Origin of the sequence: Nocardia sp. NPDC127579 (assembly GCF_042672005.1) — a bacterium.
Taxonomy (GTDB): Bacteria; Actinomycetota; Actinomycetes; order Mycobacteriales; family Mycobacteriaceae; genus Nocardia.
This window is the reverse complement of record NZ_JBHXVZ010000006.1, coordinates 32,877-45,370: the sequence shown is the minus strand read 5'-3', so window position 1 is coordinate 45,370 and position 12,494 is coordinate 32,877. Positions and strand designations below refer to the sequence as shown.

Annotated in this window: 13 protein-coding genes; 10 read left to right on the top strand and 3 right to left on the bottom strand. The window is 68.2% G+C overall.

Annotation, left to right across the window (positions count from 1 at the left end):
- Positions 1 to 82 precede the first annotated feature (82 nt).
- Positions 83 to 1,480, top strand: a complete 1,398-nt coding sequence (locus ACFVMC_RS20810) for an APC family permease (RefSeq protein WP_379212546.1) — start codon at positions 83 to 85, stop codon at positions 1,478 to 1,480.
- 48 nt (positions 1,481 to 1,528) lie between these two features.
- A complete protein-coding gene (locus ACFVMC_RS20805) occupies positions 1,529 to 2,020 on the top strand; it encodes a hypothetical protein (RefSeq protein WP_379212544.1) in 492 nt (163 codons plus the stop codon).
- On the opposite strand, the gene ACFVMC_RS20800 is transcribed toward ACFVMC_RS20805, so the two are convergent.
- Positions 2,000 to 2,374, bottom strand: a complete 375-nt coding sequence (locus ACFVMC_RS20800) for a hypothetical protein (RefSeq protein ID WP_379212543.1) — start codon at positions 2,372 to 2,374, stop codon at positions 2,000 to 2,002. The genes ACFVMC_RS20805 and ACFVMC_RS20800 overlap by 21 nt on opposite strands.
- 219 nt (positions 2,375 to 2,593) lie before the next feature.
- On the bottom strand, positions 2,594 to 3,367 hold the full coding sequence (locus ACFVMC_RS20795) for an SDR family oxidoreductase (RefSeq protein WP_379212541.1): 774 nt from the start codon (positions 3,365 to 3,367) through the stop codon (positions 2,594 to 2,596).
- Between the two features lie 102 nt (positions 3,368 to 3,469).
- On the opposite strand from ACFVMC_RS20795, the gene ACFVMC_RS20790 reads away from it, so the two are divergent.
- Positions 3,470 to 3,832: a winged helix-turn-helix transcriptional regulator gene (locus ACFVMC_RS20790; RefSeq protein ID WP_379212539.1), complete on the top strand. Its 363-nt coding sequence runs from the start codon at positions 3,470 to 3,472 to the stop codon at positions 3,830 to 3,832.
- Positions 3,833 to 3,873: 41 nt separating this feature from the next.
- A complete protein-coding gene (locus ACFVMC_RS20785) occupies positions 3,874 to 4,389 on the top strand; it encodes a peroxynitrite isomerase (protein ID WP_379213230.1) in 516 nt (171 codons plus the stop codon).
- Between the two features lie 57 nt (positions 4,390 to 4,446).
- On the opposite strand, the gene ACFVMC_RS20780 is transcribed toward ACFVMC_RS20785, so the two are convergent.
- Positions 4,447 to 4,734, bottom strand: coding sequence for a DUF2631 domain-containing protein (locus tag ACFVMC_RS20780; RefSeq protein ID WP_379212537.1), 288 nt, complete (start codon positions 4,732 to 4,734; stop codon positions 4,447 to 4,449).
- 130 nt (positions 4,735 to 4,864) lie between these two features.
- On the opposite strand from ACFVMC_RS20780, the gene dxr reads away from it, so the two are divergent.
- From dxr to ACFVMC_RS20750, 6 genes are all read left to right on the top strand, one after another.
- Positions 4,865 to 6,004, top strand: a complete 1,140-nt coding sequence (dxr, locus tag ACFVMC_RS20775; protein ID WP_379212535.1) for a 1-deoxy-D-xylulose-5-phosphate reductoisomerase — start codon at positions 4,865 to 4,867, stop codon at positions 6,002 to 6,004.
- A 227-nt stretch (positions 6,005 to 6,231) separates the two neighbouring features.
- Positions 6,232 to 6,855, top strand: coding sequence for a hypothetical protein (locus ACFVMC_RS20770; RefSeq protein ID WP_379212533.1), 624 nt, complete (start codon positions 6,232 to 6,234; stop codon positions 6,853 to 6,855).
- Positions 6,856 to 7,062: 207 nt separating this feature from the next.
- Positions 7,063 to 8,256 carry a M50 family metallopeptidase gene (locus ACFVMC_RS20765; RefSeq protein WP_379212531.1) on the top strand — a complete coding sequence of 398 codons (1,194 nt, stop codon included), beginning with the start codon at positions 7,063 to 7,065 and terminating at the stop codon, positions 8,254 to 8,256.
- Between the two features lie 220 nt (positions 8,257 to 8,476).
- Positions 8,477 to 9,631, top strand: coding sequence for a flavodoxin-dependent (E)-4-hydroxy-3-methylbut-2-enyl-diphosphate synthase (gene ispG / locus ACFVMC_RS20760; RefSeq protein ID WP_379212529.1), 1,155 nt, complete (start codon positions 8,477 to 8,479; stop codon positions 9,629 to 9,631).
- 64 nt (positions 9,632 to 9,695) lie between these two features.
- Entirely contained in the window at positions 9,696 to 10,568 is an 873-nt protein-coding gene (locus tag ACFVMC_RS20755; protein ID WP_379213228.1) for a GNAT family N-acetyltransferase, read from the top strand.
- Positions 10,569 to 10,629: 61 nt separating this feature from the next.
- On the top strand, positions 10,630 to 12,492 hold the full coding sequence (locus ACFVMC_RS20750) for a penicillin-binding transpeptidase domain-containing protein (protein ID WP_379212527.1): 1,863 nt from the start codon (positions 10,630 to 10,632) through the stop codon (positions 12,490 to 12,492).
- The last annotated feature ends 2 nt before the right edge of the window (positions 12,493 to 12,494 follow it).

Genomic DNA, 12,494 nt, shown 5'->3' with positions numbered 1-12,494 from the left:
ACGAAAGCCTCTGACCTGCGCATTATTTGAGGCTTCAGCGGGTACCCTCCGTTGTCCGGATGTAGCACAGAGGGGTGTCGCCATGGCCGATGTGTCCGCTGAATCCGCCGCCCAGGAACAACCGTCGCTGAAACGAGTGATCGGCCCGGGACTGCTGCTGCTGTTCGTCGTCGGTGACATCCTCGGCAGCGGGGTCTACTCACTGACCGGCAAGGTCGCCGGGCACGTCGGCGGGGCGGTGTGGGTGCCGTTCGTGGTCGCCTTCCTCGTCGCGCTGGTCACCGGGCTCAGCTATCTGGAGCTGGTCACCAAATACCCGCAGGCCGCGGGCGCCGCGCTGTACACGCACAAGGCGTTCGGCATCCACTTCCTCACCTTCATGGTCGCGTTCGCGGTGATGAGCTCCGGCATCACCTCGGCGTCCACCGCGGCCCGCGCCTTCGCCGCCAACTTCGCCGAGGCCTTCGAGATCGACCTGGGCACCGGAATCGGCGTCACGCTGGTGGCGCTGGCGTTCATGCTGCTGGTCGGGGCGGTCAACCTGCGCGGTGTCTCCGAGGGCGTCAAACTCAACGTGCTGCTCACCTGCATCGAGCTGACCGGTCTGCTGATCGTCATCGGAATCGGGCTGTGGGCCTTGGGATTCGGTAACGGCGACTTCGGCCGCATCACCGAATTCGAGACCGGCGACCGCACCGCGGTGGGCGGGGTCATCGTCGCGACCACCCTCGCCTTCTACGCCATGGTCGGATTCGAGGACTCGGTGAACATGGCCGAGGAATGCAAACAGCCGTCGCGGATCTTCCCACGGGTGCTGCTGGCCGGGCTGCTGATCACCGCGCTGGTGTACGTGCTGGTGGCGATCACCGCGGTCGCGCTGGTCCCGGTCGCCGAACTCTCCGAGGGTGACACACCGTTGCTGAAGGTGGTGGAGATCGGGGCGCCGGCGTTCCCGACCCACCTGTTCGCGATCATCTCCATGTTCGCGGTGGCCAACACCGCCTTGATCAACATGATGATGGCCAGCCGCCTGCTGTACGGGCTGGCCCGCCAGCACGTCATCCCCCGGCCGATCGGCAAGGTCAATCAGGCCCGGCGCACGCCGCATGTCGCCATCCTGTTCACCACCGCGCTCGCGCTCGGGCTGATCTTCTTCGTCAGCAAGGTCGCCGAACTCGGCGGCACCACCGCGCTGCTGCTGCTCGCGGTGTTCACCGTGGTGAATGTGGCGGTGCTGGTCCTGCGCCGGGATCCGGTGGCACACGAGCACTTCCGCACGCCGACCGCCCTGCCCGTAGTCGGCGCGCTCACCTGCGGGTTCCTCGTGACGCCCTATACCGACCGCAATCCCGACCAGTACGCCATCGCCGGCGCACTGCTTGCGGTCGGCGCCGCGCTGTGGGTGATCAACCATCTCGCGCTGCGATTCACCGGCCGAAACACACCGGAACAGAAGCCATTGGACGAATCGCGGGGGTAGGGATCGCGGAGGTGACGGCGGGCGGCCCGGTGGGTAATGTGTGCCCCGATGACCAGCATGGAAGCCCGCTTCGGTGACGCTACCCGGACAGTGCCACTACCGAATCCGTGGAACCTCACCGCGTATCTCGCCGATGTCGCGGCGTACCGTGGGCGCTCGATCTCGCTGCGACCGGTCCCGGCCGAGATGCTGACCGAAAAGGGCTGCCGCGGAAAGGGTTTGTGGGTCGCCCGCAAGCACGACGACATCATCGTCTACGACGACGCCGCCACCGAACGCAACGCCGATCACATCATCCTGCACGAGATCGGCCACATGCTGCTCGGCCACGGCAAGGCCGAGGCGGATCCGAACGCGCCGCTGCCGCCCATGCTGGCCGCCCTGCTGCCCGCCCTGTCGGTGCAGCATGTGCTGGGCCGCAACGAGTTCGGTGCCGAGCGGGAGCAGGAGGCGGAGGTGTTCGCCGATATGACGATGGTGTACGCCACCCTGCCGCGGCGGCGTGGCCGCGGCCTGCGACTATTCGGTCGCGGCCGGTAACCAGTAGCCGCGGGTGGGTGGGCGCAGAGTTCCGGCGCACAGCCCGTCCGCCAGATCCTGATAGGCATCGGCCGTTTCGGCCACCCGCAGCCAGATGTCGTAGAAGATCGAATCGGGTGCGTGGTCGAGCGGAATGGCCTGGGCGGTGAGTTCGGCCAGGCGATCCACCACCCTGCCGACCGATTCGTAGTGCCAGTGCTCGCCGGGCGGCGGAACCGGCGTGGCGAGGGTCATCCAGCGGTCGATCGCCCGCACCAACTGGGTGCGGCGCCGATCGATCTGCACGAGTTCGCACACCGGTGTGCGCTCGCGATCCATATGCAGCTGGGTCAGTTCACCCGCTGCGTCCAGCATCGGGTGATTGTCATGGGGTAGCCCCCGGCAAGCTGCCAGCAGCAGCTCCCGACCGGGCACCATCCAGTTGTCACGAGCCGCCGTCATACCATCGGCCTCCCACCGACCAGCACCTTCTGCCTAGACACTCCCTGACCAGCCCTGCATATGGAAGCGGACAACCGCTTGGTTGCGCGGTTGTCCGCACCGCTCCCCCACACCCGCCGAACCTACTCGCCCCTATCCGGCGGACCCGTCAGCGGGCACCGGCAACCCCTCAGCATCAACGTAATCCGCGCCACCGACATACACCGTGCGGCCCGATTCCCCCGCGCTGTCCGCCGCGTCGGCGACCGCCGTCGCGAACTGCGCCACCGTCGGCAGCTCACCCACCCGCCGCCGGAGGGCGACCGCCTCCGGATCCCGCCGCTCCAACAGCACCACGATGGTGGTCCCGTCGATCATGTCGCCCGACACCACGACCAGATCGATGCCGCGCGTGCCGAGTTCGGGGATCATCGCGCGCAGCGCGTCCTCCCCGGCTCGTTTACTCGCCGCGATCGGCACGTAGTCGGCCGGGACCGGTTTGCGTCCGTGGAAATGCGCCTGGTGACTGGTCACGAACACGATCCGCGCACCAGAACCCATATGCGGCACCGCGAGCCGCACCAACCGCTCCTGCGCGTCCCGGTTCAATCGCATCGCGTAATCCGCCTCGGCGCCACGCTCCAGCCCGCCGGAAGCGTTCAGCACCAGCACATCCAGCCGGCCGAACTCCGCGACGACACCCTCGATCAGCGCGCGCGCCGCCGCCGGGTCGGCGATGTCCGCCCCCGCGGCCGACGCGCTGCCGCCGGCCGCGACGATGTCCGCGACGATCGCGTCGGCGCGCTTGCGCTTCTCCCGATAGTTGACGATCACGTGCTCGCCGCGCGCGGCCAGCACCCGCGCCGTCTCCGCTCCGATACCGCGCGACGCCCCGGTCACCAGGATGATCCGCTGTTCCGAGTCCACTGTTGCCCCTCACCCGTCGTGACGCTTCTAATTCAGAATCACTATGGTGGTTCTGAATTAGAAGCGCAAACTCGGCGGACCACCGCGCGGAAGGAACAGGCCATGAGCACGAGCGGTGCGAAACCGTCTCGGGGCGAGGACGATCCGGCCAACGGCCCCGTGCTGGCGGCCATCGAACTACTGGGGCAGCGCTGGAACCTGCGGGTCCTGTGGGAACTGGAACCCGGGCGGCTCGGGTTCCTCGAGCTGCGGCGGCGCATGGGGCAGTGCTCGTCGAGCATGCTGTCCACCCGATTGCAGCAGCTGCAAAGCGCGCGGCTGGTCGAGAAGAATCCTGACAAGAGCTATGAACTCACCACCGCGGGGCGGCAGCTCGGCGCCGCTCTGGAAGGGGTTTGGGCCTGGTCACAGCACTGGGCGGCGAACGCGAACGAGACGGATACCGAGGCGGGCCGAGCGCGGTGATCCGGTGGGTTCACGGGCGCCGTAAACCGGGTGGGCCTAAGCTGTCGGCCGTGGTGGAACCTCAGTCGTCTGTCGCCGTTCATCCCGAGATCGCGCCGCTCGCGCCGCTGCTGGGCACCTGGCGGGGAGCGGGACGAGGCGAATACCCGACGATCCAGCCGTTCGAATACCTGGAGGAGATCCGGTTCGGGCATCTCGGGCGGCCGTTCCTGACCTACCGGCAGCGCACCCGCGCCGCCGACGGCAGCCGTCCGATGCACGCCGAGACGGGCTACCTGCGCTGCCCGCGACCGGGGCATCTCGAACTCATCCTGGCGCATCCGACCGGCATCACCGAGATCTGCGAGGGCGAGCTCAGCATCGACGACGGCGAGCTGCGAATGGAGTTCGACTCCACCGCCATCGGCCGCTCCAGCACCGCCAAAGCCGTGACGGCGCTGGGTCGTTCCCTGCGCGTGGCCGGCGACACGATCGATTACACACTGCGGATGGCCGCGGTCGGCGAACCGCTGCAACACCATCTCGCGGCCACCCTGCGCCGCGACCCCGCGGCCTGAAACGCGAATCGCCGCCCCGGCAGCAGCCGGGACGGCGACAAGCCGATCGAACGCGCGCTACCGCGGCTTGTTCCGGAGCAGCGCGTCGCGAATCAGGATGCCGGCCAGCAGCGCCGCGAACCCGATCAGGAAGATGTAGCCGACATTGCCCGAACCGGACGAGCTGCCCTGCGGACCCTCGAACAGCATGCCGAGCAGGATCAGCGCGACGACCACACCGGCGATCCGGAAGGTACGCGGCGACTCACCGCTCCACCCCCACGCCGCCGAGGGCACCTCGGCCGTGTCCACCTGGGTGGCGACGCGGCGCTCGGTCGTGGTGGTTTCGAGTTCCGTGGCGGCCACGATCGCTCCTCGACTGGTTCGGTACCTCGCGGGTACGGGACTGTTGCCGGATATCGTGACATACGACGGTCTGTCGTTGGAAGTCGGCCGGGCCGGTCACACCGGTCTCGAGTAAGCCACAATGAGGTTCGTGTCCGACATCGTGAGAGTCCTGCTGCTCGGCAGCACCGGATCCATTGGTACCCAAGCCCTCGAGGTCATCGCCGCCAACCCCGAGAAATTCGAGGTGGTCGGACTGGCCGCGCGGGGTGGCAACCCCGCGCTGCTGGCGGAGCAGATGACCGCCACGGGCACCCGCAATGTCGCGGTGGCCGACCCCGCCGCCGCGCGAACGCTCGACCTCGCACTCGGCGGTCCCGGCGCGGTCACCGAACTCGTGCGCCGCACCGAGGCCGACGTGGTGCTGAACGCGCTGGTCGGCTCGCTCGGCCTGGAACCGACGCTGGCCACTCTGGAATCGGGCACCCGACTCGCGTTGGCCAACAAGGAATCCCTGGTCGCGGGCGGCTCCCTGGTGACCCGTGCCGCCGCACCCGGGCAGATCGTCCCGGTCGACTCCGAACACTCCGCGCTGGCCCAGTGCCTGCGTGGCGGGCGCGCCGAGGAGGTGGATCGGCTGGTGCTGACCGCCTCGGGTGGCCCGTTCCGCGGTTGGACCGCCGAGATGCTGGAATCGGTGAACCCGTCCGAGGCCAAAGCGCATCCGACCTGGTCGATGGGGTTGATGAACACGCTGAATTCGGCGTCGCTGGTGAACAAGGGCTTGGAACTGATCGAAACGCACCTGCTGTTCGGCATTCCGTACGACCGCATCGATGTCACCGTGCACCCGCAGTCGATCGTGCACTCCATGGCCACCTTCACCGACGGCTCCACACTGGCCCAGGCCAGCCCGCCGGACATGAAGCTGCCCATCGCGCTCGCACTGGGCTGGCCGGATCGGGTGCCCGGCGCGGCGGCGGCCTGCGACTTCGGTACCGCGTCCACGTGGACGTTCGAACCGGTCGACAACACCGTGTTCCCGGCGGTGGATCTGGCCCGCACCGCAGGCCAGGCGGGCGGCAGCGTGACCGCGGTGTACAACGCCGCCAACGAGATCGCCGTCCAGGCGTTTCTCGACGGCGCCATTTCGTTCCCCGCGATCGTGCGCACCGTCGCCCGAGCCGTCGAAGCCGCCGATCAGTGGCGTAGCGAGCCCCGCGAGCTCGCCGACGTGCTCGCCGCCGACTCGTGGGCACGCGAGTTCGCCCGCCGCCTCGTGGCATCCTGAGCGAGGCGAGACAGTTCGTTTGGCAGACTGCCAAACCCGCCTCGAAGTGTTGACTCCGTTCCCGCGTGCTGCTGAAATCTGTTGCGGGACGGAGTTATTCAATTCGAGATTCGATGGAAGCCCGTTTCCGGCTTCCGCTCATCCGTGGAAAGTCGCGCATTCTGTATGTGCGCAGCAATTTTCATCGGCCGAGTAGATTCTCCGATCAATTCGAGGATGGAACTCTTATGTCGAAAATTCGACGGAACACAATTGTCGGGTCCTTACTGCTGTCCGCTTTCGCGGCGACGATGTCCGCGGCGCCCGCGCTGGCGAGCCCGGCTCCGGCACGGGCCGCCGAGGCGGTCTCGCCCGTGCAGGCCGTCGTCGGCGCGATCGAGTCGGGCGACCTGGCACTGAGTGTGCTGGACTCCGACCGCCCCGATATCCTGCGCGCCGCCGTTCGCCAGGTGGACGCGGCGACGTACTTCGTCTCGGTTCCGCTGCAGGGTTCGGGAGCCGAAACCGAAGTGGTCGAGGCCCTCGTCACCGCACGCGGCGAGATTCTCGACCACGTCGAGAACGAAATCGTCCAGGTGTCGCCGACCACAGCGAATTCCACGGTGTGGCAGAACGGCGTCCCCGTGGCGAATCGTGTGCTCGCGGCCGGCAGTGCGGCCGAGGCGGCGTTCCGCGCGTGCCTCGAGCGGAACGGCGTGCGCGGCGATATCGCGGAGAAGTACCTCACCAAGTGCAATTTCGGCACCATGATCTCGCCCGCGAAGGCCCTGGGCTGCATGGCAGGTTTCGGAATTTCCCGGGACGTCATCAACAATTGCGCGAACGAGGCCGCACCGCTCGACTACGCGTAATTCGAAGCCCGAGATCGTGCCCGTGATCCGGTTGCGGCCGGACCGCCGGGCACGATCTCCGCTCCTGCGATCGGATCGGCGAGGGCCCGGACAGTCGGTCGGCGCCCTGCTTGCCGGACCCGCTACCGTAGACCGAGTGTTCGGCCGGTGTAGCGGGCGCACAGGTGCACGCACGTGCGAACGCGAGAAGCAGGAGGGTCCGACCGGATGATGTTCGCGATGGGGGTAGTGCTCTTTGCCGTGGGCATTACCCTGTCGGTCGCTCTCCACGAGTGCGGGCACATGTGGGCGGCGCGGGCAACAGGGATGAAAGTACGCAGGTACTTCGTCGGTTTCGGCCCGACCGTGTTCTCCTTTCGCCGTGGTGAGACCGAATACGGCCTGAAGGCGATTCCGCTCGGCGGCTTCTGCGACATCGCCGGGATGACCGCGATGGACGAGGTGGCGCCGGAGGATCTCGACCGCGCGATGTACCGGCAGGCGACCTGGAAACGGCTCGTGGTCATGTCCGGCGGGATCGCCATGAACTTCCTGCTCGGCTTCTTGCTGATCGTCCTCGCGGCCGTCGTGTGGGGCTTGCCGAATCGCACCGAGCCCCCGGCCCGGATCGACGGATTGAGCTGCATCGCCTCGGAGAACCCCGACGGCACCATGCGCGAGTGCCGTGGCAGCGGCCCCGCGCAGGCGGGCGGGCTCCAGCCCGGCGATGTGGTCACCGCGGTGAACGGAGTCCCGGTCCGGACCTGGCTGGAGTTCCAGCGGCAGACCCAGCAGCAGGAAGGCGTCATCCGCTACACGATCGACCGGGATGGCAGCGAGGTCGTCCGGGAGGTGGTTCCGGAGCGGGTCACGCGATACCGCGACGGAGTCGCTCGGCAGGTCAGTGCCGTGGGTGTGTCCATCGACCACGACTACGTCATCGACTACAACCTGGTCACCGCGGTGCCGGGCGCTGCCGCTTTCACCGGCGACATGGCGGTGAGCACGGTGCACGCGCTGGTGCAGATGCCCGCCAAGGTAGCCGCGCTGTGGGATGCGGTGACCGGCGGCGAGCGCGACCTGGATACGCCGGTCAGCGTGGTCGGCGCCAGCGTTATCGGCGGTCAGACGGCCGAACGCGGCCTGTGGGACTGGTTCGTGGTGCTGCTCGCGAGCCTCAACCTCTTCCTCGGAGCCTTCAACTTGCTGCCACTGCTGCCACTGGACGGCGGGCACATGGCAGTGGTGCTGTACGAGAAGGTGCGCAACACCGTGCGCGGTTGGCGCGGTCTCGCACCCGGCAGCCCCGTCGACTACCTGAAGCTGCTGCCGATGACCTATGCGGCCGTGGCACTGGGCGGCGCGTACATGTTGCTCACCCTGACCGCCGACATCGTCAATCCGATCAAGCTGTTCCCCTGAGGCAACCGCGGACAAGCATTCGTCCTCGGCATATCCCCCGCTCCAGCGGCCCTGACCTCGGACGCGGCGGAGTACGCTGTCGTACGCGCCATTTCGCGCGTCACCGGCGCGACGTTCGATGTTGTCATTGTCATGGGTGTCACAGAATGCCCGTCTCGGGCGCGACTAAGCTCGGAAGAGCGAACGGCCCGCAGCGATGTACGAAAGTAGGCAGCCGAAGGTGACCAGCACGATCGGATTGGGGATGCCCGCCGCACCGGCGGCCGTTCTCGCGCCCCGACGCAAGACCCGTCAACTGATGGTGGGCTCTGTCGGAGTGGGCAGCGACAGCCCGATTTCGGTGCAGTCGATGACCACCACCAAAACCCACGACGTCAACGCCACCTTGCAGCAGATCGCCGAGCTCACGGCCAGCGGCTGCGACATCGTGCGCGTGGCCTGCCCACGTCAGGAAGACGCCGACGCGCTGGCCACCATCGCCCGCAAATCCCAGATCCCGGTCATCGCCGACATCCACTTCCAGCCCAAGTACATCTTCGCCGCGATCGATGCCGGTTGCGCCGCGGTGCGCGTCAACCCGGGCAATATCAAGGAGTTCGACGGCCGGGTGGCGGAGGTCGCCAAGGCGGCGGGTGCGGCCGGTATCCCGATCCGGATCGGCGTCAACGCCGGGTCGCTGGACAAGCGAATGATGGAGAAGTACGGCAAGGCCACCCCGGAGGCGCTGGTCGAGTCCGCGCTGTGGGAGGCCTCGCTGTTCGAGGAGCACGGCTTCGGCGATATCAAGATCTCGGTGAAGCACAATGATCCGGTCGTCATGGTCGAGGCGTATCGCCAGCTGGCCGCCCGGTGCGACTATCCGCTGCACCTCGGTGTGACCGAGGCGGGCCCCGCCTTCCAGGGCACGATCAAGTCCGCGGTCGCCTTCGGCGCGCTGCTCAGCGAGGGCATCGGTGACACGATCCGGGTCTCGCTGTCGGCTCCGCCGGCCGAGGAGGTCAAGGTCGGCGGGCAGATTCTGCAGTCGCTGAATCTGCGGCCACGCAAGCTCGAGATCGTCTCCTGTCCCTCCTGCGGGCGTGCCCAGGTCGATGTCTACACCCTGGCCAACGAGGTCACCGCCGGACTCGAGGGCATGGAGGTGCCGCTGCGGGTCGCGGTGATGGGCTGCGTGGTGAACGGTCCCGGCGAGGCGCGTGAGGCCGATCTGGGTGTGGCCTCGGGTAACGGCCGCGGGCAGATCTTCGTCAAGGGCGAGGTCATCAAGACCGTGCCCGAGGCGATGATCGTGGAGACGCTCATCGAAGAGGCCATGCGGCTCGCGGAGACCATGGAGGATGTCCCCTCCGGTGAACCCACCGTGACCGTCGGCTGAGTCACGTTTCAACATAGCCGTACCAGACGGCCGCGGTACGTGGCAGGCTGTCGTTGTGCGGAGTCTGCTGGAGCCGACGTGGTCCAAACAGAAGCAGGGGCGGACCCGATATGTTCCCGCCCGCCAGCTCGCGAACCGTGACCTGGCGCAGGTCCTGCGTGTGCTCGACGCCGATCCGGTGGCCTCGTGCATGATCGCCGCGCGATTGCAGGAATTCGGCCTCGACAATCGCGCGGGGCACGGCGAGCTGTGGAGTCGCGGTGCGCCTTCGGAGTCGCTGTGTTTCTCCGGTGCCAATCTGGTCCCGCTACGGGGCGACCGGGATGCGCTGCGCGCGTTCGCCGATCGCGCCGTCCGCTGGCCGCGGGTCGCCTCCTCGGTGGTCGGCCGCCAGGAACTCGCGTTGCCGCTGTGGGAGATGCTGACCGTCCGCTGGGGTCCGGCGCGCGAACTCCGCAGTGCGCAACCGCTGCTGGCGCTGGGCCAGCCGCCGCTGGCCACCCCCGATCCGCTGGTGCGCCGGGCCCGGCCAGACGAACTGGAACGGTATCTGGAAGCGGCGATCGCGATGTTCATCGAGGAGGTCGGCGTCGACCCCCGAGCCGGGGACGGCGGACGCGGTTACCGCCGCCGGATCCAGAGTCTGATCGAATCCGGCCGGGCCTGGGCACGTTTCGAGGACGGCGAGGTGGTGTTCAAGGCCGAAGTGGGTTCGCTGTCTCGGCGCACCGGCCAGATCCAGGGGGTGTGGGTACGCCCGGATCGGCGCGGGCAGGGCCTGGGCACCGCGGGCACCGCGACGATCGCCAACGCCGTGGTCGCGTCGGGGCGCACCGCCAGCCTGTATGTCAACGACTACAACACGGTGGCCCGGCGAGCCTACGGCCGCATCGGATTCCGGCAGATCGCCACCTTCGCCACGGTGTTGCTCGACTGACACACATCGGTATCGCGGTGCGCTGTCACGGTTAGCTGATGCCGCGCTACGATTCCAGCCGATGGCACCGACACGCTGCTCGATTCGCCGTATCCGCGCTGCCCTGCGGGCTGCGCTACCACCCGCGAGCGCTGTGCGCGCGCGGCGCCGGCTCGCCTTCACCGCGACCGTGGCGGTCGCCGTCGCGGCGGCGGGCTGTTCATCGAACCCCCAGGGCCCGGTCGCGGCCGCGGAGGGATTCATCACCGCGTTCACCCAGCGTGACTTGGCCCGCGCCGCGGAATTCACCAGTGCGCCCGAGACGGCCGCCGCCGCAATGGATTCGGCCTGGACCCAACTACAGGCCGAGGAGCTCACGGCGCACACCGGCGCGGTCCGAATCAACGGCGACGCCGGCACCGTCGAGTACACCTACCGTTGGAAGCTGCCGAACAACCGGATCTGGACCTACCCGGTGCAACTGCACATGGGCCGCAGCGAGGGCCGCTGGAAGGTGCGCTGGACCGCCTCCGACATCCACCCGAAACTCGGCGACACCCAGTCCATGCAGCTGCGCGTCACTCCCGCGCCGCGCGCCCGGGTCAACGAGCAGTCCGGCAGCGATGTACTGGTGCCCGGCAAGGTTTCCCGAGTCACCTTCACCGCGGCCGAAGCACCCGATCCGGGCTGGGTATCGATCGTGCTGTCCTCGGCGCTGCGCCGCTACGACACCCGGCTGACCGCCGAGGCGATCCGGGACGCGGCGCTGGACACCGAGGGCGCCTATCCGGTCGCGGATCTCAGCGAGGCCGAATACGACACCGTCCGTGACGATCTCGCCGCACTGCCGGGCGTCCGGGTGAGCGAGCAATGGGATCTGCTGCCCACCGACCGCTGGTTCGCGCCGGACTTGATGACCCAGATCCGCAAGACCGTCATCGCCGAGGTGGACGGTACGGCGGGCTGGAGCGTGGTCACCCGCAATGCCAACGGCATGGAGACCGACGTGCTCACCGAGGTGCCCGCTCAGCCCGCCCCCTCGTTCGCGCTGAGCATCGACCGCAATGTGCAGAACGCCGCCCAGCGCGCGGTGGACGCGCGCACCGAGCAGACCATGATGGTGGTGCTCAGACCGTCCACCGGCGCGATTCTCGCGGTGGCGCAGAACCCGGCGGCCGACCGGGACGGCCCGGTCGCCACCATCGGCACCTATCCGCCCGGCTCGGTGTTCAAGACCGTCACCGCCGCCGCGGCCATGTCCACCGGCCTCGCCACGCCCGATACCGTGCTGCCGTGCCCGAGCCGAATCACCATCGGCGAGCGCATGATTCCCAACTACAACCTGTTCACCATCGGGGACGCGCCCATGAGCGCCGCCTACGAGCGCTCCTGCAATACCGCCTTCGCCAAGCTGGCCAGCACGCTGCCCGCGGACGCGCTGCACGTCACGGCCGCGAAACTCGGCCTGGGCCCGGACTATACGGTGCCCGGCATTCCGACCGTCACCGCGAGTGTGCCGCCCGCAACCGATCTGGTGCAGCGCACCGAGGACGGTATCGGGCAGGGCCGGGTGCTGGTCAGCCCGTTCGGGATGGCGCTGCTGGCGGCGACCGTCGCGCGCGGCTCGGTTCCGGTGCCGTATCTGATCGCCGGGCGCGAGACCACCGTCGAGAATCCACCGCCGCCACTCGAGCCGAAGGTGGTGCAGGGGCTGCGGGCCATGATGCGCAAGGTGGTCACGGGCGGCACCGCGGAGCGGATCGCCGATCAGGGGGAGGTGTACGGCAAGACCGGGGAGGCCGAGGCGGGCGGTGGATCGCACTCGTGGTTCGTCGGGTATCGCGGAGATCTGGCGTTCGCGACGCTGCTCGTACAGGGCGGCAGTTCGGACAACGCGGTCGCGGTGACCCGGGAGATGATGGCGGCCTTACCGAAGAAGTACTAGCG

What these genes read in the sequence shown, in the direction of transcription:
- ACFVMC_RS20810 (WP_379212546.1), top strand. Translation starts at nt 83, where the DNA reads ATGGCCGATGTGTCCGCTGAATCCGCCGCCCAGGAACAACCGTCGCTG.
- ACFVMC_RS20805 (WP_379212544.1), top strand. Translation starts at nt 1,529, where the DNA reads ATGACCAGCATGGAAGCCCGCTTCGGTGACGCTACCCGGACAGTGCCA.
- ACFVMC_RS20800 (WP_379212543.1), bottom strand. Translation starts at nt 2,374, where the DNA reads ATGCTGGACGCAGCGGGTGAACTGACCCAGCTGCATATGGATCGCGAG.
- ACFVMC_RS20790 (WP_379212539.1), top strand. Translation starts at nt 3,470, where the DNA reads ATGAGCACGAGCGGTGCGAAACCGTCTCGGGGCGAGGACGATCCGGCC.
- ACFVMC_RS20770 (WP_379212533.1), top strand. Translation starts at nt 6,232, where the DNA reads ATGTCGAAAATTCGACGGAACACAATTGTCGGGTCCTTACTGCTGTCC.
- ACFVMC_RS20765 (WP_379212531.1), top strand. Translation starts at nt 7,063, where the DNA reads ATGATGTTCGCGATGGGGGTAGTGCTCTTTGCCGTGGGCATTACCCTG.
- ACFVMC_RS20750 (WP_379212527.1), top strand. Translation starts at nt 10,630, where the DNA reads ATGGCACCGACACGCTGCTCGATTCGCCGTATCCGCGCTGCCCTGCGG.